Annotated in this window: 20 protein-coding genes and 1 tRNA gene; 5 read left to right on the forward strand and 16 right to left on the reverse strand. The window is 42.8% G+C overall.

Annotated elements, in window-relative coordinates:
* The first annotated feature begins 6 nt into the window (after positions 1-6).
* The 3 genes from XDD1_RS18885 to XDD1_RS10880 all read left to right on the forward strand — a co-directional run bounded on the left by XDD1_RS18885 (position 7) and on the right by XDD1_RS10880 (position 1,859).
* Positions 7-621 carry a DUF2931 family protein gene (locus XDD1_RS18885; RefSeq protein ID WP_231854389.1) on the forward strand — a complete coding sequence of 205 codons (615 nt, stop codon included), beginning with the start codon at positions 7-9 and terminating at the stop codon, positions 619-621.
* Between the two features lie 256 nt (positions 622-877).
* A complete protein-coding gene (locus XDD1_RS18890; protein WP_231854390.1) occupies positions 878-1,582 on the forward strand; it encodes a DUF2931 family protein in 705 nt (234 codons plus the stop codon).
* 13 nt (positions 1,583-1,595) lie between these two features.
* Complete coding sequence (locus tag XDD1_RS10880) at positions 1,596-1,859, forward strand: PAAR domain-containing protein (RefSeq protein WP_052705761.1); 264 nt, start codon at positions 1,596-1,598, stop codon at positions 1,857-1,859.
* A gap of 204 nt (positions 1,860-2,063) precedes the next feature.
* Here the strand turns inward: XDD1_RS10880 and XDD1_RS10885 are convergent, their stop codons facing one another.
* The 16 genes from XDD1_RS10885 to cspE all read right to left on the reverse strand — a co-directional run bounded on the left by XDD1_RS10885 (position 2,064) and on the right by cspE (position 21,737).
* A complete protein-coding gene (locus tag XDD1_RS10885) occupies positions 2,064-2,864 on the reverse strand; it encodes an alpha/beta fold hydrolase (RefSeq protein ID WP_052705687.1) in 801 nt (266 codons plus the stop codon).
* Between the two features lie 239 nt (positions 2,865-3,103).
* On the reverse strand, positions 3,104-3,760 hold the full coding sequence (gene cheZ / locus XDD1_RS10890; RefSeq protein WP_045971111.1) for a protein phosphatase CheZ: 657 nt from the start codon (positions 3,758-3,760) through the stop codon (positions 3,104-3,106).
* Between the two features lie 9 nt (positions 3,761-3,769).
* Entirely contained in the window at positions 3,770-4,159 is a 390-nt protein-coding gene (gene cheY / locus XDD1_RS10895) for a chemotaxis response regulator CheY (protein ID WP_045971114.1), read from the reverse strand.
* Positions 4,160-4,265: 106 nt separating this feature from the next.
* On the reverse strand, positions 4,266-5,318 hold the full coding sequence (locus XDD1_RS10900; protein WP_045971115.1) for a protein-glutamate methylesterase/protein-glutamine glutaminase: 1,053 nt from the start codon (positions 5,316-5,318) through the stop codon (positions 4,266-4,268).
* Positions 5,311-6,198, reverse strand: a complete 888-nt coding sequence (cheR, locus tag XDD1_RS10905; RefSeq protein WP_045971117.1) for a protein-glutamate O-methyltransferase CheR — start codon at positions 6,196-6,198, stop codon at positions 5,311-5,313. The genes XDD1_RS10900 and cheR overlap by 8 nt, the downstream gene beginning before the upstream one ends.
* Positions 6,199-6,204: 6 nt before the next feature.
* Positions 6,205-7,836 carry a methyl-accepting chemotaxis protein gene (locus tag XDD1_RS10910; protein WP_045971119.1) on the reverse strand — a complete coding sequence of 544 codons (1,632 nt, stop codon included), beginning with the start codon at positions 7,834-7,836 and terminating at the stop codon, positions 6,205-6,207.
* 55 nt (positions 7,837-7,891) lie between these two features.
* Complete coding sequence (locus XDD1_RS10915; protein WP_045971121.1) at positions 7,892-9,595, reverse strand: methyl-accepting chemotaxis protein; 1,704 nt, start codon at positions 9,593-9,595, stop codon at positions 7,892-7,894.
* A 166-nt stretch (positions 9,596-9,761) separates the two neighbouring features.
* On the reverse strand, positions 9,762-10,259 hold the full coding sequence (gene cheW, locus XDD1_RS10920; RefSeq protein ID WP_045971123.1) for a chemotaxis protein CheW: 498 nt from the start codon (positions 10,257-10,259) through the stop codon (positions 9,762-9,764).
* 71 nt (positions 10,260-10,330) lie between these two features.
* Positions 10,331-12,541, reverse strand: a complete 2,211-nt coding sequence (cheA, locus tag XDD1_RS10925; protein ID WP_045971125.1) for a chemotaxis protein CheA — start codon at positions 12,539-12,541, stop codon at positions 10,331-10,333.
* A 6-nt stretch (positions 12,542-12,547) separates the two neighbouring features.
* Positions 12,548-13,561 carry a flagellar motor protein MotB gene (gene motB / locus XDD1_RS10930; RefSeq protein WP_045971127.1) on the reverse strand — a complete coding sequence of 338 codons (1,014 nt, stop codon included), beginning with the start codon at positions 13,559-13,561 and terminating at the stop codon, positions 12,548-12,550.
* Positions 13,562-13,563: 2 nt separating this feature from the next.
* The gene (gene motA / locus XDD1_RS10935; RefSeq protein WP_045971129.1) at positions 13,564-14,445 is read right to left on the reverse strand and encodes a flagellar motor stator protein MotA; all 882 of its coding nucleotides are present in this window, start codon (positions 14,443-14,445) and stop codon (positions 13,564-13,566) included.
* 132 nt (positions 14,446-14,577) lie between these two features.
* Complete coding sequence (gene flhC, locus XDD1_RS10940; RefSeq protein WP_045971130.1) at positions 14,578-15,159, reverse strand: flagellar transcriptional regulator FlhC; 582 nt, start codon at positions 15,157-15,159, stop codon at positions 14,578-14,580.
* A gap of 2 nt (positions 15,160-15,161) precedes the next feature.
* Positions 15,162-15,512: a flagellar transcriptional regulator FlhD gene (gene flhD, locus XDD1_RS10945; protein ID WP_045971132.1), complete on the reverse strand. Its 351-nt coding sequence runs from the start codon at positions 15,510-15,512 to the stop codon at positions 15,162-15,164.
* A 1,562-nt stretch (positions 15,513-17,074) separates the two neighbouring features.
* Positions 17,075-19,774, reverse strand: a complete 2,700-nt coding sequence (gene mgtA, locus XDD1_RS10950; RefSeq protein WP_045973519.1) for a magnesium-translocating P-type ATPase — start codon at positions 19,772-19,774, stop codon at positions 17,075-17,077.
* Positions 19,775-19,978: 204 nt separating this feature from the next.
* The gene (locus XDD1_RS10955) at positions 19,979-20,689 is read right to left on the reverse strand and encodes an MgtC family protein (RefSeq protein ID WP_148886082.1); all 711 of its coding nucleotides are present in this window, start codon (positions 20,687-20,689) and stop codon (positions 19,979-19,981) included.
* Between the two features lie 835 nt (positions 20,690-21,524).
* Complete coding sequence (cspE, locus tag XDD1_RS10960) at positions 21,525-21,737, reverse strand: transcription antiterminator/RNA stability regulator CspE (protein WP_045971136.1); 213 nt, start codon at positions 21,735-21,737, stop codon at positions 21,525-21,527.
* A gap of 528 nt (positions 21,738-22,265) precedes the next feature.
* Between cspE and XDD1_RS10965 the strand changes: the two genes are divergently transcribed.
* Together XDD1_RS10965 and XDD1_RS10970 are read left to right on the forward strand one after the other, a co-directional pair.
* Positions 22,266-22,784: a YlaC family protein gene (locus XDD1_RS10965; protein WP_045971138.1), complete on the forward strand. Its 519-nt coding sequence runs from the start codon at positions 22,266-22,268 to the stop codon at positions 22,782-22,784.
* A gap of 122 nt (positions 22,785-22,906) precedes the next feature.
* Positions 22,907-22,982: transfer RNA gene (locus XDD1_RS10970), tRNA-Asn, on the forward strand.
* The last annotated feature ends 157 nt before the right edge of the window (positions 22,983-23,139 follow it).

The raw sequence follows: 23,139 nt of genomic DNA on the forward strand, positions 1-23,139 counted from the left end.
CGGGTAGTGACTTATAAACCCATTGTGCGCAATAGCGAACCGCTACCTTATAAGAAGTGGAGATTTCAAATTATTACCCCAGAATATTTCCCAGCCAGTATTAGTTTTGTTCAGTTTCAGGACGAGGATAATTATATTGTCCAAAAATTTATGAATGATGGAACTGATCCAGACTATAGAAGTGTGAATTCATGGAGTAAGAAGTTAGGAGGGGGGGCTAGTGGGATTAATAACCATGGTGAAGCGCTACCTAAGCGGATAATGGTTTGTTGGGATTCGGTCATTGATAAAAAAACCTACCAAACAGTGTTTGAGTTCACATCAGAGGTAAGGAAATTGATGCGCGAGCCTGCTTTCTATCCCGGCTATGAGAAACAGCCACCAGACTATCGAGAGCGAATTTTTATTGGTCTGGCTCCTGCTGGAACTGCACGCGCTTGGTTGCGGGGTATCGATAAAAACAACGGCGATAATATCTTAGTGGCCACAGGTGAATCGGTTTCTGGTGATAATATGACGATTTGTCGGGATAAAACAAACCATCCTGATGGTTATGGTGAATATTCCGAACATATCAAAAATTTTATCAAAGGGAAAAAATATCCTTACGGAGAGTGGTAAAGCGGTCACTTTGAGTTTTTCGCTTGTCTTCTCCGTGTTATCGGGCTAATAAATTAACCCGATAACACGGAGATCTGAAAAAATACCTGCCAGAAAAGAGTTTAGTTCCTCACTTTTCAGCAAACTGGAACAATACGAAAACAAAAGATAATAGCATCCAAGGTGATGTTCTTCCGGCAGAAATTGCTTATGCGAATCGTCCTAATAGTGATTGGCGTAGAACTATTTTTGATAATAATGGCAAGGATATTTCATAATGAGAAACAAGAAAACATTAGCTTTGTTACTTTGCTCGGGCATGATATTTGGATTAACCGCTTGTCACTCTTATCCGTCCGGAAAGCGGGTAGTGACTTACAAACCCATTGTACGTAACAGCGAACCATTGCCTTATAAACGGTGGGAATTTAAAATCAATACTCCAGAATATTTCCCTGCCAGCATTAGTTTTGTCCAGTTTTTGGATGAAGATAATTATATCGTACAAAAATTTATGAATGATGGCTCTAATTCAGATTATAGAAGTGTAAATACTTGGAATAAACGGATTGGGGGGGTATCCGATGTTATTAAAAATCATGGTGAAGCCTTGCCCCTATCATTGACAGTCTGTTGGGATTCAGTGATTGATAAAAAATCCTATCAAACACTGTTTAAATTTTCACCATACGTTAGACAACTGATGCGTGAACCTTCTGCCGGGCACTTAGTTAAAGATCGTGTATTCTATCGAGATAGAATTTTTATCGGATTAGCCCCCGGCGGAACTGCCAAGGCTTGGTTACGGGGCTATGATAAAAACAACGGCGATAATATCTTAGTGGCCACAGGTGAATCGGTTTCCGGTGATAACATGACTGTATGTCAGGGGAAAACAAAACATCCTGATGGTTATGGTGAGTATTCTGAGAGGATAAAAGCCTTTATCAAAGGAAAAACCTATCCCTATGGTGAATGGTAATGGAGGTAACAATATGGCAGGTAAAGCAGTTATTCTTTTAAATGATGCCACCGATCACGGTGGCAAGGTGATCACCGCTATTGGTGGTTATACCTATCAGGGTGTGCCTGTTGCTGGCCAAGGTGATTTGGTCACTTGCCCAAAATGCGAGGGGACGTATCCGATTATCGAGGGGAGTGAATCGTTGAAGTCGCATGGTACGCCTATTGCGCTGGAAGGGATGCAAACCGCCTGTGGCGCTAAGCTGATTGCCAGTCAGAAAGATTTTCTGGCTTAATCAAATAAAATGAATACCCGCCTTATTTTATATAAGGCGGAGAAACGCAAATGACCCACACCATCATCGCCAAAATCATAATAAATGTGAATTTAATCAATATATTAAATCAATAAATAGAGGCAACAAATCACATTTAATTATATCTCATTGATTTAATGTAAATTTTATCCACAATATGGCGATTAATTACAGGATGTACCACTAGTTGATAAAATCTTTGATCAAGTTCACCCATTCTGCCGTCTTTTCAAGGTGTACCGCATGGCCACTGTTAATCTCTTGGTATGTGCTGTTCTTAATATTTCTATTCACTTCATGTACCCGATAAGGCGGAATTAACGTATCACGGTTTAATCCAATCACCAGCGTCTCTTTCTCTATTTGAGTCAGATAATTTTTTATGTCTAGGGTTAATCCCAACGCAATACGTTGTTCGATCCCTTTTTCTGCCGGTTGAGCGCAGATCCGCTGTAGGGTTTCCTGCCCCAGCGAGGAGAGAAATTCTGGGCTAAAGGCATGTGACAGGCCAAAAGCCATGGCCGATGCCTTATCATTTTGTTCCAAATGCAACCACGTCTTGAAGATCAATTGATGGCGGGGATCACGATTTGTCGCCCACGGTGCGGTTAATATTAATTTATTGATTAGATTTGGGTATTTGGCTGCGACCACCGCCGCAACCACGGCACCCAAAGAAACGCCCACTAAATCAACCGGCGTGTGACTGCTCTCTTCTATTACCGCAGCAATTTGTTCCGCCAGATGTTCAATCGTCACGGTTTTTGGTGGTAATTCAGAATTGCCACATCCGGCATAATCGGGAATGATAACGGTTCGGTCATGACTAAATGCTGTTTTAATGCCTGCAAAGCTACTGTTACCGCTGCTATTTGTGCCATGCAGGAAGACGATAGGGGTTTTATTACGCGGATCTTCGGGACATTCCTTACGGTAAGAGACAAATGAATCTTTCAATTTAATGATTTTATCGACCGACTTCACACTGTTTTCCTCTGCGTGATCTGAATGAAGGCGTTTTTATACACCAAATCAACTGGATAACACTGTGATCTCACCTGCTTTCCGATATATTCATGCCAAGGCAGGCATTTGGGCCAGCTCTCCGGCTCACCCAAATGCACGCAAAATATAACAATACGGTTCGTTAAATTCTGTCCGTTAAATTTTACTCGTTAAATCTATTTGTGAAAGTAATGCTCGTTAAGGTAATACACTCGTTATCAAAAACCTAAACTATCCAACAAATCATCAACCTGTTCTTGGTTGGCAATAATGCCAGCCCCATTCTGGTTAACTTGAGGGCCGTTAAGAAGACTGTCGTTCTCTTTTTTTGCTTTAGCCATCTGGTCAGAAGGGATATTCTCCATCAATACCATAACTAACTGTTTTTCCAGTTCCTGAATGACTTCCATCATCCGTTTGATAACCTGCCCGGTGAGATCCTGAAAGTCTTGCGCCATCATAATCTCAAGCAATTGCGCATTGGTAAATGCGGTATGATCAGGCACCCGATTCAGGTAGTTTCTCGTATCCGTGACCAGTGAGCGGGCATCCGTCAGCTCCAAATTTTCCGGGTTGGCAAACCACTCATCCCAACGTTGGGTCAAGTCTTTTGCCGATGCTTCCAATTCGTTCTGGCGGGGCTGTGCAACTTCAACGCAGTTCAGCACCCTTTCAGCCGCCTGTGCCGTCATTTGGACAACATAATTCAATCGCTCTCTTGCATCCGGGATCGCCTCAGCCGCTTGAGCAATGGTTTGATCCAATCCCAGTTCACGTAAACTATCGCGCAGCATTCTCGTTAACTGCCCAATACGACTGATTATCTCACTGGTTGAGATCGCCTCATCTCTTGGCATGACTGGATTTTCACTCATTTTGTCTCCTTAGAGCCCCAGTTTTTCAAATATTTTATTGAGTTTTTCTTCCAAAATGGCCGCCGTAAACGGTTTCACGACATAACCGCTGGCACCGGCCTGTGCTGCGGCAATAATGTTCTCTTTTTTCGCCTCTGCCGTGACCATCAGGACAGGTAAGGCGGCCAGTTTTTCTTCACTGCGAATGGTTTTTAGCAATTCGAGGCCATCAATATTGGGCATGTTCCAGTCAGAAATAACGAAATCAAATTCAGCAGTACGAAGTTTAGCCAACGCTTCCGCCCCATCCTGTGCTTCGTCCACATTGTTAAAACCCAACTCTTTCAGCAGATTACGTACAATCCGGCGCATCGTTGAAAAGTCATCGACGACCAGAAATTTCAGATCCTTACTTGCCATAAAAACTCCTTGCAATTTCACTTATCCAGCAGCACAGCGCTGCAAAAGTTAACATCAAATACAATGATCAAATATCACGATCAAATACAACTACCCAATACAACGACTAAATACGAATCGATTGCCCCGCGCTAATTTTGGCCAGCATCGTTTTACTGATTTTTTGCAGATCCATGACTTCGTCTACTGCCCCTAACTGGATCGCGGCACGTGGCATGCCAAATACCACACAACTTTTTTCGCTCTGGGCCAAGGTGTAAGCGCCTGCCTGTTTCATTTCCAGCAAACCCGCCGCACCATCATTCCCCATGCCGGTTAAAATAACGCCGACCGCATTGCGTCCGGCATATTTGGCAACGGAACGAAACAGCACATCAACCGAAGGACGATGGCGATTCACCGGCAGGGCATGGGTTATCATGATTTGATAATTGGCACCGCTGCGACACAGTTCCATATGGCGATCGCCGGGCGCGATATAGGCATGTCCCGGCAGGACACGCTCACCATCCTCCGCTTCTTTTACCGTGATCTGGCTGAGTTTATTGAGCCTTTCGGCAAAAGAACGGGTAAAACCCGGCGGCATATGCTGGGTGATTAATAAAGCCGGGCAGGTGTTAGGCAGGGGTTGCAGCAGGTTTTTGATTGCCTCTGTTCCCCCGGTCGAGGCCCCTACTGCGATGAGTTTTTCACTGGATAATAGTGGCTTGAAATTCAGTGGCGCTGTACTGACAGGTTCCGGTGCCGCCGTGCTGATTTTAGCTTGGGCAGCAGCACGGATTTTTTCGGCAATCAGTTCACTATAAGCCAACATGCCTTCACGGATACCCAGTTGTGGTTTGGTGACAAAGTCCACCGCCCCCAGTTCCAGTGCCTTCAAGGTAATTTCCGAACCTTTTGCGGTCAGGGAAGAAACCATCACGACAGGCATAGGACGTAACCGCATTAATTTTTCTAAAAAATCAATGCCATCCATGCGCGGCATCTCAACATCCAGTGTTAATACCTGCGGGTTATGTTTTTTGATTAAATCGCGGGCAACAAAGGGATCTGGCGCACAATCCACCACTTCCATATCAGGGTGACTATTGATAATTTCCCGCATGATTTGACGCATCAACGCCGAATCATCCACACAAAGAACAGTTATTTTATTCATGACCCCTCCTTGCCCGACTTAAACCGTAAACGGTCTGTCCTTGCAAGTAGAACTCTCGGCTGATTTGAGTGACGTTTTCGGAATGCCCTGCAAAGAGCAAACCATCCGGTTTTAAGAAACTGACAAAACGGCGCAAGATCCTTTCCTGTGTCTTTTTGTCAAAATAAATCATGACATTACGGCAGAATATTGCATCAAATTTGCCCTCAAGTGCCCAATCCGCATCCAGTAAGTTCAAATGCTGAAAACTGACCAATTCAGCCAGTAAAGGGCGAATTCGTGCATATCCTTCAAAGAGACCCACGCCTTTGAAAAAATATTTTTTCTTTTGATTTTCATTCAGATACTGTAATTCTTCCAGCCGGTAAACTCCTTGTCTGGCTTTTTCCAGCACACTGGTGTCAATATCGCTGCCAATGATTTTTATCCGATTTGACCGGTGCCCCAGCGCATCACACAAGGTCATGGCAATAGAATATGGCTCCTCCCCCGTTGAAGCCGCAGCGCTCCAAACGCGGTATGTTCCGCCATTTTTCCGGCTGGCATGTGCTGCCAGAATGGGAAAATGGTGGGCTTCCCTGAAAAATGCCGTGAGATTGGTGGTCAATGAATTAATGAAAAGTTCCCACTCTTGACTGTGGCTGTCTTGTTCCAGAATTGACAGATATTGACCAAAATCGTTCAGTCCCAATACACGAAGCCGCCTGACCAAACGGTTGTATACCATCTCACGCTTATTTTTTGCCAGTACGATGCCAGCCCGTTGATAGATAAACTGGCAGATGCGCTCAAATTGCGCATCCGACAAAGCATGCCGCTGAAGCATAAAGTTCAGCAGTGCGTTAGCATCAGTATCTGAAGCTATTGAATTGGATTTCATCTGACCTCAGCGTACTTGGCTTACAACATACTCATCAGTCATGTTTGATGCAGCCGATGATGGATGATCGTACTCATCTTCCACATCTTTAGGCAGTTCAAACTGGGCAACGGTTTTCACCAGCATGTCCGCCTTGTCTTCCAGGGCAGAAGCGGCCGCTGCGGATTGTTCCACCAATGCCGCATTTTGCTGCGTGACTTGATCCATTTGGCTGACGGCTTGGGCAACCTGATGAATGCCACGGCTCTGCTCATCAGAAGCAGCAGCAATTTCAGCCATTAAATCAGTCACCTGATTGACCGATCTCACCAGTTCATCCATCGTCTGCCCCGCATTATTCACCAGTTCTGAACCTTGGTTGACACGTTGGACCGATTCATCGATTAAGGTTTTAATTTCTTTCGCGGCTTCCGCACTGCGTTGTGCCAAGTCACGGACTTCACCGGCGACCACAGAGAACCCACGCCCCTGCTCACCGGCGCGTGCCGCTTCAACGGCCGCATTTAGGGCCAGGATATTGGTCTGGAAGGCAATACCATCAATAACACTGATAATGGCACCGATTTTCTTCGAACTTCTGGCGATTTCGTCCATCGTTACCACCACACTGGTGGTCAGTTCGCCGCCTTTTGAAGCGGTCTGGGAAGCGGATACCGCCAGTTCGCTGGCTTGTCGCGCATTTTCGGCATTCTGCTTAACGGTAACGGTCAATTCTTCCATGCTGGCAGCCGTTTCTTCCAGTGAGGCGGCTTGTTGTTCTGTCCGTGAAGATAAATCGGTATTGCCTTGGCTAATTTCTTGAATGCCTGAGTACATCTGGTTGGTATTTTCGCGCACCGCCGCAATCGATTTGATTAATGATGTCTGCATGTCGCGCAGCTTGCGGAAAATATCACCGATTTCATCATCGGTGGTGACAGCAACTTCTTTATCCAAACGTCCTTGTGCAACATCCTGGAAACACGCTCTCATATTCGAAAACGGCCTGAGCAGGTTACGTTTCAGCCACCAATGAGCCGCTCCTGAAACAACAAATACCATCAAGACAGCGCCAAAGAACATGGCAATGGCGACTTTGTAGTAAAATTCCCCTTCAGCAACGGCTGAACTAATATTAGCGCCGAGGTACTGCATATAGTTGTTATAGGCAGTTTCCATCTTACGCTGGTAATCTTCGGTAGGTTGATCAAGGAAAGCCTGAAAATTGCCTTCATAGAGATACGTTTTTAACTCTTTTAAGGCGTTGATATATTTTTGGTAAGCGTGTTCAACCTCAGCAAATAACGCTATACCCTGATCCGATTTTTCCACCCGGGGTAATGCACTTAATTTGGCAAAATTTCGCTCTGCTTCATTCAGTGCACTTTTAAGCAACGCCTCCATTTCATCTATCTGCGTTTGTGGCTGCCCCACTTTCTGGGCAAGTGCGATTTTGTTCAGCGTATTACGTGTTTGCAACAATGCCGCCCAACTCAAGCCAAGGGTATCTCTCCGTTGAGTGCCCAGCTCAATTCTCTCGATATATGACTGGTCGGTATGAATTATTCCCAGAGACAACCCACTCGAAATAATTTGCATAACACAAAACATCATCAGTAACAGATACAAACTGGTTGATATGCGAAGCTTGCCTAACATGTAATCACCTCGTTTAACGGCTGCATGATGCAGCCGTAGTTATCGCTATTATTTTTTAGAATGTTTCCCAATTAGAGGGATCTTCCACGTTGCTGTCTTTTTTCAGCACGGGAGAATTTGTTTTATTAGCTGGAGGAGTCGACGATTTTATCGTCGATAAAACTTCATGTTTTCTTTTATCAGGCTGCTTCCTTTCGGCCTGCTCCGGTAACTGGAACAACGCAACGGCTCTGGTCAATACCTTGGCCTGCTCTTCCAATGCCGCGGCAGCGGCAGCGGACTGCTCAACCAATGACGCATTTTGCTGGGTGACTCTATCCATTTCGGAAATAGCCACGCCAACTTGCGTGATCCCTCTGCTTTGTTCGTCAGAAGCCGATGCGATTTCCCCCATGATATCGGTCACGCGGGTCACAGAATCGACAATTTTGTGCATGGTTTCGCCGGCGCTTTCTACCTGCGTGGAGCCGGTATCAGTGCGGTTTACCGAATCTTCGATCAACGCCTTGATCTCTTTGGCGGCCTCTGCACTGCGCTGTGCCAGATTGCGCACTTCACCGGCAACCACGGCAAAACCACGGCCATGCTCACCCGCACGGGCAGCTTCCACTGCGGCATTAAGGGCAAGAATGTTGGTCTGGAAAGCAATCGCGTCAATCACGCCAGTGATATCAGAGATTTTGCGAGAGCTGTCGGCAATGTCATGCATGGTTTGAACAACATTAGCCACCACTTTGCCTCCCTGACGGGCGATCTCAGAGGCGTTGTCAGCCAGGTTGCTGGCTTGGCGGGCATTGTCAGCATTCTGTTTGACGGTTGCCGTCAACTGTTCCATGCTGGCAGCCGTTTCTTCCAACGACGCGACTTGCTGTTCAGTACGGGAAGAAAGGTCGTTGTTACCCGCAGCAATTTCGCTGGTGCCGGTATAGATGGTTTCAGTGCTTTGATGGACACTTCTGACCGTATTGATCAACTCTTCCTGCATGTGTCTCAAGCCAACGGCCAACATGCCCATCTCGTTATTACCCGATACAGTGATGGTGTGGGTCAAGTCCCCTTTTGAGAAGGCCTTAATATTATCCAGCAGCTTGTGCAACGGATCGATCAGCGATTTACGCAAGCCTATCCAGCTTATGATCATGACCACAACGAGCAGAGCCATCACAAAGAGCAACGAAACAATGATATTGCCGTAAGCGTCGTCAGCTTCCTGTGACACCTGATCATAAAACTTGGCGCTCTGGGAGAGATAAAAGTTAAATTCCGCATTAAACGCGTTCTGGTAATCCGTTGTTTTATGGAGGAAAAACTCTTTAAACTTATCCTGCACCAGCATGTTATCTAAATCTTTAAGCGCATTCAGATAGTCACGGTGGGTCTGTTTCAAACGTTGCAGATGTTCTGGATCATAAAAAGACAGTTTTTCCGTCTGTTCATATTGTTCGAAGAGCCGTTCAGCACGGGCAATATTTGCTCTGGCTTCTGCCTGCGCTTCATCAGCTTTATAACTGCCTTCAACACCGCGATCTTTCATCATATGGATGATACCAACACGGGTCAGGTTATTGCGGGCTTGCAGCAGGTTAACCCAGCTTTCATCCAGGTAAATTTGCTGCTGTCGCATTTTATCTATTAAGTCAAAGGCATCGATATCATTCTTCAACCCCTTGAAGAACAATCCCCCGGAGATAAGTTGCAAAGCACCAAATAATATGATGACCGAGATTAATCCCGTCACTATTTTCATTCGGTTAAACATAACTTCCCTTTTTAATAAATTGCTATGCCAGTGTTATCGGCACGCTTAAAGGGAACTTTACGTGTAATTTTAAAAATTGATTTTTTACTGATTTTTTTTGATCTAAAGCAAAAGGGCTGCTGTTTTTTATTGCAGCAACCCCAAAGCGTCGGACAACGGTAAAACATCAACCTTTGGCGACGGAATCGACCAGTGCCATTTCTTCGCTATTGAGCAGTTTCTCAATATCAACCAGAATCAGCATCCGATCATCAATAGAACCCAGCCCGGTGAGGTATTCAGTGGATAAAGTAACCGCAAATTCTGGCGCTGGGCAAATTTGATCTTCTTTCAGGGACAGCACGTCTGAAACACCATCAACCACAATCCCAACCACACGGTTAAGCAAGTTCAGGACAATCACAACCGTGTTGTCGTTATACGTGACATCTTCCTGTGCGAATTTGATCCTCAGGTCGATGATAGGGACAATCACGCCACGCAGATTGGTGATCCCCTTGATAAAGGCCGGTGTGTTCGCAATGCGGGTAACTTGATCATAACCGCGAATTTCCTGCACTTTTAATATTTCAATTCCATACTCTTCATTACCCAAGGTGAAAACCAGATATTCCCTTCCGGCCGTTTCTCCTGATAATTTATTGAATTCTTCTATGGCTGACATGATGTTACCTTTTTAGTGTGAAATAGTTTTACCCTTCGCCTTTCAAGCCGCTTTTGTGTGGTGGGTATCGGTTATTTGTTATTCTCTAATTCCACTTTGCGCTCAGCCAGTTGTTCATGGTTAAGTTTCTGCAAAGCGGGAATATCAATGATGAGCGCAACGCTACCATCCCCCATAATAGTGGCCGCTGAAATACCCGGTACTTTGCGGTAATTGCTCTCAATATTTTTCACAACGACTTGATGCTGCCCCACCAATTTATCCACCAGCAAGGCGTAACGGCGCCCGGCACTCTGCACAATAACGGCAATGCCTTTCGTGGGATCAGTGATTCCATTGGGGATATCGAATATGCGATACAGTTCAAGCAGCGGTAAATATTCCCCGCGTACCTGCAAGAGCTTTTCATCACCCGCCAACGGATAAATATCTTCCTCTTGCGGCTGCAATGAACTGACTACGGCACTCAGAGGCAGGATGAAAACTTCATCATTCACTCTGACTGACATGCCATCCAGTATTGCCAAAGTTAACGGCAGCAAAATGCGAATAACGGTTCCCTTGCCTTCCTGGAAGTTAATCTGGATTTGCCCGCCCATATCCTGAATATTGCGTTTGACCACATCCATGCCCACACCACGGCCAGAGACATCGGTGACCACTTCTGCGGTAGAGAAGCCGGGAGCAAAAATCAGCATCGCGACTTCTTCGTTGCTCATATTTTCACTGACGTTCAGACCTTGGGATTGCGCTTTTGCCAAGATCTTCTCACGATTTAAGCCGGCACCATCATCAATGACTTCAATGCAAATATTGCCGCCTTGGTGTTCGGCCGCCAGCGTCAAGTTACCGGTTTCGGGTTTACCCGCCGCAAGACGCTTTTCCGGGCTTTCGATACCGTGGTCAAGACTGTTGCGTACCAGATGAGTCAGCGGATCGATAATGCGTTCAATCAAACTCTTGTCCAGTTCGGTTGAACTGCCAATCAGCGTCAATTCCACTTTTTTATCGAGCTTGCCAGCCAAATCCCGTACCAAACGCGGATAACGGCTAAACACGTATTCCATCGGCATCATGCGAATTGACATGACGGATTCTTGCAAGTCACGGGAATTGCGCTGCAATTGTGCCATGCAACTCAGCAATTCACTGTGTTTGGTCGGTTCCAGACCGTTACAGTGCTGAGCCAGCATAGATTGGGTAATAACCAATTCACCCACTAAATTGATCAGCTGATCAACCTTTTCAACGGCAACACGAATACTGGACGATTCCGCTCGTTGGCGCGGCGATCCCGCAGCCGGACGGGGTGCCGGACGACCAACTTCACGGACATCGGTTTTTTTCGGGGCGTGAGTCGGCTGTGGATGATTTACTGCGGTGGTGGCTGTCTCTGCCGCTGTATCTTTGGCTGCCTTGCTGCCTGCCATATCATTTTCTGCCGCAGATTTTACAATATCGTTTTTTGTGACGGCATCCTGTTCCGTTTCAGTCCCCGCACCTGCCGACTGAGATTCATTGGTGGGTAAAAAAGTTATCTGTTCAGGCTCAATCACAAAACACAATACCGCCGTAATATCATCTTCTGTCGCCGAGGTGATCAAGGAAGCTTCAAGGCTGTTTGTCGTTTGTTCTACATCATAAATTTCACCAAGATGCCCCAATTCATCCTTCATTAAACTGACTTCACGCTCTTTCAATCCAGATAAATGGACACGGATCCTTCCATGATTAGATTTGTCTGTTGAAGTCTGTTTCTCTTTTGGCTGATTTTCTTCGGACAAAACTGATGCTATCGCCTGTTTTTCCTCGACTTCATTTACAACGTCTTCCGAGGCAAGTTCAGCCTGAGTTGCAGGTGTTGCTGCAAAAAAGGCGTCTTCCTGCTGCTCTTGTTGTAGTTCCAGAGCAAGCTGACGCAGTGTCTCGCAGATATAATTGAATGTGTCTTCATCCGGCTCCTGAGAACTTTTATAGGCATCCAATTGTTGCTGCATAATATCTTTCGCTTCTAAAAACAGGTTGATAATGTCAATGGTCAGACGTATTTCGTCACGTCTGGCACTATCGAGCAGATTCTCTAAAACATGCGTGGTCTGTTGCAGCTTGGTAAAACCAAACGTCGCAGCGCCCCCCTTAATCGAGTGGGCGCTGCGAAATATTGCGTTTAGCTGTTCATGCTCAGGTTCATCGGCATTAAGCAGCAATAAATGCTGCTCCATATCGGCCAATAGTTCATCTGCTTCATCAAAGAAAGTCTGATAAAACGCGGTAATATCCATCGTTACTTACTCTGTCATCTTATTATCATTTGGCGGTTCAACCGATAGCTGTTCCGATTCTATGATTTCATGTTTTATGATCACATGGGATTGTGTGGTGGATTGCTGAACAGTCGTTTCCTCATTCGAATCCATTCTGATGACGTCTTGCATATCCATACTATTGTTCGCGGTCATGGCGCTGCCGCCACTGTTTTCCTGTTCAATCCTTTTTTCTGCATCTTTATTCAATACAATGATGCTGATACGACGGTTAACCGGCGCATTAGGATCAATACCTTTCTGCATACTCACCGTGGCTGCCATTCCCACAACCCGCAGGACCTTAACTTCATCCAGCCCCCCTATCAGCAATTCACGCCTTGAAGCATTGGCACGATCGGAAGAAAGCTCCCAGTTACTGTAACCTCGCTGCCCGTTGGCGTACTGTAAATTATCGGTATGACCAGAAAGGCTGATTTTATTGGGAATATCGTTTAAGATCGGCGCAATTGCTCGCAGAATATCGCTCATGTGGTTTTCGACCTTTGAACTGCCAATCATGAACATCGGGCGATTTTCCCGATCGATAATCTGAATACGTAAACCTTCATCCATCATGTCAATCAATAGATGAGGACGCAGCTCTTTAAGCCGGGGATCGGTGATAATCAATTGGTCAAGTTGCTGGCGCAACCGATTCAGTCGACGAGTTTCTTCTTGAGTTTCAATCACATTGGATTGACGGAAAACTTCCCCATCTTGTTGGAGAATATCCTCCCCTCCCCCAGGGATCGGATTGGTGCTATCGCTGCTTTTCTCTCCCTTATTGATTGCTACCTGCAAAGGGGTACGAAAATATTCTGCGATGCTGGTCAATTCCTGTGGACTGGCTATCGATATCAGCCACATCACCAGAAAGAATGCCATCATGGCAGTCATAAAATCCGCGTAAGCAATCTTCCATGACCCACCGGTATGGCTCGAATCATGTTTTTTACGCTTTTTTATTCTGATGACAGAAACATTATTCGCTCTCATAATTATTCTTCAACTTCTTGTTGTACAGGAGATTTAACCCGACGAACATGTTCTTCCAGTTCTGTGAATGAAGGGCGATCGGTGAGGAATAATGTTTTACGACCGAATTCAACGGCAATTTGTGGTGCATAACCATGCAAACTGGAAAGCAGTGTCACTTTGATACATTGCATCATTTTGATCTGCTCGCTGCTGCGCTGGCGAAGGAGGGTTGCCAGAGGAGAAATAAAGCCATAAGACAATAAGATCCCAAGGAATGTTCCCACCATCGCATGGGCAATCAATGCGCCCAATTCGCCTGCCGGACGATCCGCCGATGCCAGTGCATGAACAACGCCCATCACCGCTGCAACAATCCCGAATGCTGGCAGCGAATCCCCGACCATTGCCAAGCTCGTTGCCGGCACTTCATTTTCTTGTTCGAAAGTCTCGATTTCTTCATCCATCAAGGCTTCAATTTCATGAGGATTCATGTTACCGCCGATAATAAGGCGCATATAATCCGTGATGAAATCCATCAAATGCTGATCTTTCAACAGGCGAGGATATTGGGTGAAAATATCGCTTTGGTGTGGATTTTCAATATCCCGTTCCAAAGCCAATAGTCCACTTTGGCGAGATTTGGACAGCAAACGGAACTGCAACGCCATAAGATCCATATACATCGCCTTATTGTATTTCGATCTGCGCAACATTTTGGGTAAAACACGCAACGTTGCCTTTATCGCCTTGCCATTATTGCCCACGATAAAAGCGCCTACGCCGGCACCTGCAATAATCAAAAATTCCGCTGGCTGATAAAGTGCGCCCAAGTGACCACCGACAAGTAAGTAGCCACCAATTACCGCACCAATAACCACGATATATCCTAAAAGTACTAACACGCGATATCCTTTAGCTAAGTTGGTGAGCAGATGGGATTTGAACAGGACGAATTGATAAATGAAGAAGGGTGTGATGGCAGGTTACAGCGTTTTGTCAAACCTGTAACCTGAATTTTACTTTCCCATTTAAATTCACATAGCTTGCTGAGCAAATCCATCCAGCAGTTGTGAATTAGTATCGGCAGGTTGGGAGGAAAGTTTACGTTTTTTTACTGCCCGTGAAGGGGGCTGGCAAAGACTGCAAACAAAGCTATTTACCGGCTGGTGAGCATGAGTGATAAAAGTTCCACCACAGCAACGACATTGGGTTGGCTGTAGCATCCCACTGTCAACAAAACGAACCAATGTCCAAGCCCTGGTTAATGCTAAAACAGGCCCTTCTTCACTATTCGGAGGACATTGCTCAAGATATAGACGATAGGCTTTGACAACAGCCTCTACACCTTCACAATGTCCACTTTTCAACAGAAAACGGTAAGCATTGTAGAACATTGACGAATGAATATTCTGTTCCCAAGTCATAAACCAATCCGTCGAAAAGGGGAGCATCCCTTTAGGCGGAGGGCTTCCCCGCAACTCTTTATACAACCGGATCAATCGGCCTCTGCTTAGTTGGGTTTCACTTTCAAGCATCTGCAATCGTGCGCCTAAAGTGATGAGTTCCATTGCCAGTTGAATATCTTTCGCTTCCTGAACAATACTTTTTTCAACCATCTTTACGCTCTTTTCTTGATTGAAGTGTCATCCTGAGCGGATAACTGCCGAAAAAGATGAGTAGACAGTAGGATACCTGTATGAATTTGTTGCAGATCGTCCACTCGCGATTCCTTAGTTAACTGCTGTACAGTTTCGTGGTCTTCAAACCGAAAATGGCAAATCAGTTGGTTTGTTTCAGCTAATTTTACTAACTGAGGCAATGTCAGCTCGGCCAACGTATCAGCCATCGATTCACTAATACCTAAACGGAACATCGCAGATGCTTTCTCATGGTTAATTAGCCGTTGCGCTAAAAGCAAATACGATAAATTTATGTCATAAATATGTTTGAGCAATTCAGCCGTACTCATTTCTATATATCCCGTCCGATTACATGAAAAAATCAAATTAAGTGATCAAAGAATCACTCACGACAAAATTACCAGTAGCATGAGATTCAATAATCTCCGACATAACTGAAATATACATCTTTAGCCAGAGCAGTAACTGTCCTTTGTATTACTCTTGGGATCGCCCAATTTCTAAAATATTTCGGTAATGGGTTGTGAAAGTATTATTGCGTCATCTGGGTAATGCACTTGCCACAATTGATTAAGAATATTCTTAATGCTAATTAACTTTACTCCTGAATCATCAACTTATACAACGGAGAATAGATGTCATTTTAAATACTATGTGATCCCGATCACAAAACTAGTCCTTTTTATTATGATTCTAGCTCATTAACTATTCAAGCAATAAAAAACAGGAAATAGTCTACAATTAATAAGTTAAATTATTTAAATAAAAATATTAGGGAGCGTTTTTTGTTTTACACGATCTATTAAACTTACAAATCCAAAATAACGATAAAAAATCTTTCCTTTAGTTAAATTAGCAATATTCTAATAAAATTTGCTTCTTGATAATGTAGGTAGGTACTCATCTTCCACTATAACTTGATTTAGATCATAGTCATGCCAAATTTATTAATTATATGTGAATACTAGTTATTAAAAAGCTATCAGTCTGATCATTTTTAGTTTATGATCGTATTATTTTCACACAAAAGAAAAAGAACCCTCACCCCTGCTCTGAGCACAAACATCATACAGATCACAAAAATAAGATAAAATACAGTATGATATTGAAATAAAAAAACATCTGTATCTTTACTCGCCTGTAAACACAACCAGCAAGGCTTTACTAACTAAACAAAATTCAATCTACTCTACGATCCGTCAAGGATATTTCTCACCGCCATAATCAATAAATTTACCTAAACCAAACAAACACATACATAGCCGATTTGTGACATAAATTTAACTAAATTCCCTTTGCTGATTATTTCCTCCCATTGGCTAGCATATACACACAAAAAATAAGAAAAATTAATCAATTAATTTTATACTTACAACAAGAATGATAAGAATGACAAATGTTTTATAGGCTTTTCAAAACAGGAAAATCAGTGGTCAGAATCCCATACAAGGTAGCTTGATGGCTAAAAACTAATAAGCTTATATAACAAAAAATATAAATATAAAATAATTCCCAAATGCAAATTTGGCAACAACATATTATTACATAAAACCCAATTAAAAGAAGAATAAAAAATCGGAATAAAAAGAAATAAATCCAGATGTAAAAATAGATATAAAAAAGCGAATTATCCTATTTAACTTTGGAGAAAAACGGCAATAGATAGTTTAATTTGACGTTTCAAATAAAAAGAATAACAGATAAATATAACGCTATTACTTCCTTAAATTCATTTACATTATGATAGGCAACTCATGTTTAAAGAATAACGTCAAGACCTATTCTAAATATCTGTAGAAAGTTCGTTATGATGAGAGTGACGATGGCATCTATTCTGTATGGATTATTCTCTTAATCCATACAGAATAAGATATCAATTAATGAGAATTATTTACAACCATCCACCAAATCGGCGAATGTAAAACCGCTTCATCATTTGGGCAACGATACAGTAGCTTATTAATGTCCCAATTAGCCACGGAAAATATTCCCACGGTAGAGGTTGTAACCCAATTAGGGTACCAAATGCGGAGAATGGAATGTAAACACCGAGTACCATTATTATAAGTGTCGTTAATAAAACAGGGAGTGCTGCCGTACTTTGTACAAAAGGAATTTTTTGTGTGCGCAACATATGTACAACTAAAGTCTGTGATAGTAACCCCTCCACAAACCACCCCGATTGAAATAATACTTGATGTTCTATGCTGTTAGCCGCAAATACATACCACATCACAGCATAAGTCGTGATATCAAAGATAGACGAAGTAGGACCAATCCAGAGCATAAAGCGCCCTATATTCTTCGCATCCCATTTACGAGGCTTTTTCAGAAACGCCTTATCCATTTTGTCCCAAGGCAAAGACAGTTGTGAAATATCGTACATTAGGTTTTGTACAAGCAAATGAATGGCTAACATCGGTAAAAATGGAATAAATGCACTGGCAACTAACACAGAAAATACATTTCCAAAATTGGAACTGGCAGTCATATTTAAATACTTGATGATATTCCCAAACGTTTCCCTTCCCTTAATTACCCCCTCTTCTAATACCATCAAATTTTTCTCAAGCAGAATGATATCTGCTGACTCTTTTGCGATATCCGTGCCGGTATCAACTGAAATTCCAACATCGGCATCCCGTAATGCTGGTGCATCATTTATTCCATCACCAAGAAAGCCAACAGTGTGTCCATTATTTTGCAATGATTTTAAAATGCGTGATTTTTGCAGAGGGGTTAACTTACAAAAGACTGACCTTAGTTCCACTTCTTTTGCCAGGTCTTCATCACGCATTAGTTCAATATCAGGGCCAATAAGAATATTTCCAGAATCTAAATCCACATCTCGGCAAACTTTAGCCGTCACAACAGGATTATCTCCGGTAAGTACCTTAACCGAAATGCCATTTTCCCTTAATGCCGCAATTGCCATTGCGGCACTTTCTTTTGGTGGATCTAAAAACGTTAATAAACCTTGCAGCACCATCTCCTTTTCATCGGCAACAGAAAGTGGATGTTTCACTTCATCGTGACTTAACTCCCGAGTCGCTAAGATTAACACCCTGAAACCTTGTTCGTTATAACGGCTAACTAATTCCATTACATTGTTACGGTTTTCTTCAGTGAGAGGAATAATTTTCTCCTTTATCCTTATATAGGAGCAAACTGATAGCATTTCCTCCGCGGCTCCCTTACAAATCAATTGATAATTTTTAGACAAATCTTGTATAGAAATTGACAGCCTGCGTCTAACAAAATCAAAAGGTAACTCATCAATTTTTCTGTAGCTGCGGAGGAAATCGAGGTCTGAATTAACGCATCCATACCTAACAATGGCTTGGTCCATTAAATTTTTAGTACCGCTTTGATGGAAGCTGTTCAACCAAGCCCAGTGAAGTACAGACACATCTCCCCTGCCTTCGGTATCTAAATAGTGCTGGAGAATAATTTTATCCTGAGTCAATGTTCCTGTCTTATCCGTACATAGTACGTCCATTGCGCCAAAGTTCTGGATTGCATTGAGCCGCTTAACAATGACTTTTTTCTTTGACATAGCAATAGCCCCTTTTGCCAGATTAGAACTGACAATCATGGGCAACATTTCTGGTGTTAAACCAACAGCAACAGCCAGTGCAAATAACGCTGCATCAAGCCAATCGCCTTTTGTGAATCCATTAATTAACAATACAATTGGCACCATAACCAACATAAAACGGATCAATAACCAGCTAACACTATTAACGCCGCGATCAAATGCAGTTTGTGCCCGCGTTCCTACGATAGATTTTGCCAGTGAGCCAAAGTAAGTTTGCTTTCCTGTCGCCACAACCACCGCCGTTGCAGTACCACTGGCCACATTGGTTCCCATTAAGCAGACATTAGTAAGCTCAAGTAACTCGGTTTCAGATACCTTATCAGGACGGGCTGTCTTAGCACTCACATGAGCCATTGCGTCATATTTTTCAACCGGGATCGCTTCCCCCGTTAAAATGGCCTGGCTGATGAATAAATCTCTGGATTCAATTAAGTACAGATCGGCTGGGATCATGTCTCCGGCAGATAAATAGATAATATCTCCCGGCACCAGATACTTGATTGGAATTTCTTTTTTCTGTGGTTTGGTCACATCAGAAGGGCGTCTAAAAACGGTTGCTGTTGTATTGACCATTGACTTTAAGGCTTCCGATGCCTTATTTGTCCGGTATTCCTGCCAAAACCGAAGTAATCCACTTAATGCAATCATTATCAATATAATAATAACGCCAGTAAGCTCTACTTCTTCCCCATTGAGTGATGGCAACACATAATCAGTACAAAAACTGATTGCGGCTAGCAATAGCAATACATAGATAAACGGATTGTGAAAAGCGGTAATAAGCTGCATCAAGGCATGAGGTGTTTTTTCATGTGCCACTTCATTAATTCCATACTGCCCTAAACGCGCTACGGCATTATCATCAGTTAAACCCAATGTACTGCCGTTAAGATCAGTGAGGATATGATCCAGACTCTGATTAGCCCGTTTTGCAACGACAAACTCTTTTTCCTTGAAAAACTTGGCTGATTTATTCGTGTATTTCTCAGTCATAACGCTTTCTCTAAATTCAATTTGCAATAGCCATCATCCCTTTCAGCAAGGGATAATTTCCATATAAAACGTTTATGCGTTGCCTACCTGAGAAATAAAATCACTCCATAGGCAACACCTCATTCAGTGTGGGGGATGGGGGGACATCGTCCATATTGACTCCTTATCGATATAAAATTACGAAATTAGCAATAATAAAATATTCTAAGCGGGCAGTTCTGCTGCAATTTTCCAATTAACCGAACTCACGCTTTTTTCCAAACTTACCCGACAAACAATCGATTCAATTTCTTTTTGATCCGCAGGCGTTGCCAATACTTCCGCACAAACCTCAAGCCTGCCAGGTTGAATGGCATCTGCACTGCTCAATGACTGCAACCTAACACCTAATCCATTGAGGGCTTGTAAAATCAAAGTCCTTACCAATATTTCATCATCGATGTCGCAAATAATATGGATCTTATAGCGCTGTTCTAAATCTAAGGCTTGCTGGTGAGGCTGAGTGTTAATTCGTTGTGCAATTTCCCTCAATAAAATGTTCGCACAGAGAATAATCGCGGTAGCAATACCTGCCGCCCAATATTGCCCTATGCCACATAACTCCCCTATTCCCGCTGAGCACCATAATGTTGCTGCCGTATTTAAACCACGAATACTCATTCCCTGACGCATGATCACACCTGCGCCCAGAAAACCAACTCCAGAGATAATTTGTGCCGCAATACGATCAGGATTTCCCTCAGAAGTACTTATTGCAGTAATCATGAAAAGTGCTGCACCTGTTGATACCAAGGCGTTGGTTCTCAATCCCGCCATACGTTGACGCCATTGACGTTCAGCACCAATCAAGGCGCCTAAACACAGTGCGGATAGTAAATGCATTGCAATAGATGTTAACAACATGGCATTCTCCATAACATCAAATGGATAAAGACACGCTAAGTCCCTCAAGTTATTGATTGTGAACTTGATTGATTAGTGCATACTTGAAACTTATTAGGTATAGAAAATCATGTACATAAAGGCTGCCTCAGTTAACTTGATTGACTGAGTTCTTATTGGCTGAGTTTTTTAATTCGTTATAAAACTACCACGCAAGAACAGCACGCAAAGAATGCCTGAAGAGATCATCTCTTCATCGTACATAGAATATTCTGGTGACGAATATTGAATTCGATTATTCGTATGTTCCCGGAGGGAATAAGGAATGAGTATATGACCACATCATGTATACCCCGATATACCTTCAGTCGATATCTCATTAAGAATCCAGCTCAGTAGATCCCTATATGAGATAGTTTCTCTTCGGGTGGGTACAGCTCATGAAGTTAAAGTAGTACCGCCCACCATTTTAGGTAAGCAGCAAATCGAGGGATATGAACAGCTTACCAGATTATTTTTTTATTTAACCTAAAACTTTGACTGTCCAATTAATCGTTCTCCAATAGAATTTGCGGGGGAGTATAAACAGTTAAAATTAACAAGTAAAGGCTTTAATCTGGAAGATTGTTCTACAAAACAAAAACAGCTTTCTGTTTTACATACAATTGACGATTGATTTTAATTGATGGCTGATATCCCATTATTTTCACTAAGTTATTTTTTATTGACTAAATAAATGAACTTGGAAAATGTTAAGACCGATACGATACATGAGCTAAAATTAATAAAATAACTGCATGATATAAAAAGACAAAAAGCCCGCTACGGCATTTTACGCTAGCGAGCTTAAATAAGGCTTAAAGTAAAATTAGATAGCAGTTACGTTTGCTGCTGCTGGGCCTTTAGCACCATCTTCAATGGTGAATTCTACATTCTGGCCTTCTGCCAAAGTTTTGAAACCGTTACCTTGAATGGCAGAGAAGTGCACGAATACGTCTTTGCTACCATCAGCTGGAGTGATGAAACCAAAGCCTTTAGATTCGTTGAACCACTTCACTTGACCTTTCATTTTGTCAGACATTTGACTTTCCTATATATCAAAAAAAACTCGCCACCTCGGGCATGTGTTGGCCAGTATCAGCTATTACTTATGGAGGCACTAAGAAGGAAACGGTCAACAAAGGCTACCAAGGATAGCACTTACACATAACTCATTAACTCAAGATGTCGTACATAAAGTAGGTCTGTTAATCAGGCCAAAGGCATTAACGCATGACCGCACACGAATAGCAACCTTTTTATGTATTATCGTTTTAAAAAAAAATTCAGACGCTCAATATTAGAACAGAATAACATAATAAAGCGGTGTTTTTATAATTTTATTTGATTTGTTCAACTTTTTGTCTTGGCACAAATACCGATATTGCTCGCCTGACAATAACAATTTGCCAAATAAATTAAAGCAATTGCTATACAAATGTAGGCTCAGAGCATGCTAACCTTGAAAATGCCATAAATTTCAACTCGATCACGATTTTTACAGCACTTTTACGACATTTTTTACAGCACTATTTCTACAAATGAGTCTACAAATAAGTGAGTTAGTATTATGAAAATCATAAAACAGATATTGATTCAGGATCTTGAACGAATCAATCTTAAAGAGCATCGTGATGGTAAAGTACATTTCAACAGCATTTTTATTCGCCATCATCCCTACCTATGTCTGGCGATGATCATTGCTTATGCTTTTCTTGCTATGCTCATGTGGTACGCGCCCTATTTTGGTGCGTGGTCTCTTTTTGCATTTACTCTGGCTTTTATCGCTATGGCAGCGGTCCTACTATTCGATATCAAGCCAGTCTATCATTTCGAAGATATTGACGTACTCGATTTACGGGTATGTTATAATGGCGAATGGTTTGTCAACGAGCAAGTTTCTAAACAAGCTATCAGTAAGATACTCACTCATCCCCGAGTTCCTAATGAAATCAAAGATGACATCAAACATATCATACGGAAGAAACAAGGAATTTGTTTTTATGATGTGTTTATGCTTACTTGTTCAGAACAATCACCCTACGCTCAATCTATTAACATGGTTAATAAAAGCGCGGGAATTCAATGAAATAGTACAATGACAAATCAAGAAGCTCATATTGCAAGCAAATAGCAAGAAAAAAGAATTTTTGCGTTGACACTATTCCGGTTCATCGCTAATATTCGCCCCGTTCTCAGGAACAACCCAATTCCTCCATAGTTCAGTCGGTAGAACGGCGGACTGTTAATCCGTATGTCGCTGGTTCGAGTCCAGCTGGAGGAGCCAAATTCAAGTATCTCGCTCGCTAGTTCAGCGTGATATTAAGGTTGAGAAAGATAACTTAGCCTGAATCATTTCAAGCGGCTTCCCAATCGGGAAGCCGTTTTTTTTATTCTGATCTTTATCACCCTTTCTTGAAGTTCTGTAAAATCTTACTCTGGTT

The sequence above is a fragment of the Xenorhabdus doucetiae genome, assembly GCF_000968195.1.
In the GTDB taxonomy this organism is placed as follows: domain Bacteria; phylum Pseudomonadota; class Gammaproteobacteria; order Enterobacterales; family Enterobacteriaceae; genus Xenorhabdus; species Xenorhabdus doucetiae.

Excerpts from the sequence above, each read along its gene's own strand:
- flhC (WP_045971130.1), bottom strand. The coding sequence starts at position 15,159 with ATGGTTGAAAAAAGTATTGTTCAGGAAGCGAAAGATATTCAACTGGCA.
- mgtA (WP_045973519.1), bottom strand. The coding sequence starts at position 19,774 with ATGACTGAGAAATACACGAATAAATCAGCCAAGTTTTTCAAGGAAAAA.
- cheZ (WP_045971111.1), bottom strand. The coding sequence starts at position 3,760 with ATGAGTGAAAATCCAGTCATGCCAAGAGATGAGGCGATCTCAACCAGT.
- XDD1_RS10955 (WP_148886082.1), bottom strand. The coding sequence starts at position 20,689 with ATGGAGAATGCCATGTTGTTAACATCTATTGCAATGCATTTACTATCC.
- XDD1_RS10880 (WP_052705761.1), top strand. The coding sequence starts at position 1,596 with ATGGCAGGTAAAGCAGTTATTCTTTTAAATGATGCCACCGATCACGGT.
- XDD1_RS10965 (WP_045971138.1), top strand. The coding sequence starts at position 22,266 with ATGAAAATCATAAAACAGATATTGATTCAGGATCTTGAACGAATCAAT.
- cheW (WP_045971123.1), bottom strand. The coding sequence starts at position 10,259 with ATGTCAGCCATAGAAGAATTCAATAAATTATCAGGAGAAACGGCCGGA.
- cheR (WP_045971117.1), bottom strand. The coding sequence starts at position 6,198 with ATGAAATCCAATTCAATAGCTTCAGATACTGATGCTAACGCACTGCTG.
- cspE (WP_045971136.1), bottom strand. The coding sequence starts at position 21,737 with ATGTCTGACAAAATGAAAGGTCAAGTGAAGTGGTTCAACGAATCTAAA.
- XDD1_RS18890 (WP_231854390.1), top strand. The coding sequence starts at position 878 with ATGAGAAACAAGAAAACATTAGCTTTGTTACTTTGCTCGGGCATGATA.
- cheY (WP_045971114.1), bottom strand. The coding sequence starts at position 4,159 with ATGGCAAGTAAGGATCTGAAATTTCTGGTCGTCGATGACTTTTCAACG.
- XDD1_RS10910 (WP_045971119.1), bottom strand. The coding sequence starts at position 7,836 with ATGTTAGGCAAGCTTCGCATATCAACCAGTTTGTATCTGTTACTGATG.
- XDD1_RS10915 (WP_045971121.1), bottom strand. The coding sequence starts at position 9,595 with ATGTTTAACCGAATGAAAATAGTGACGGGATTAATCTCGGTCATCATA.
- XDD1_RS10900 (WP_045971115.1), bottom strand. The coding sequence starts at position 5,318 with ATGAATAAAATAACTGTTCTTTGTGTGGATGATTCGGCGTTGATGCGT.
- motB (WP_045971127.1), bottom strand. The coding sequence starts at position 13,561 with ATGAGAGCGAATAATGTTTCTGTCATCAGAATAAAAAAGCGTAAAAAA.
- cheA (WP_045971125.1), bottom strand. The coding sequence starts at position 12,541 with ATGGATATTACCGCGTTTTATCAGACTTTCTTTGATGAAGCAGATGAA.
- flhD (WP_045971132.1), bottom strand. The coding sequence starts at position 15,512 with ATGAGTACGGCTGAATTGCTCAAACATATTTATGACATAAATTTATCG.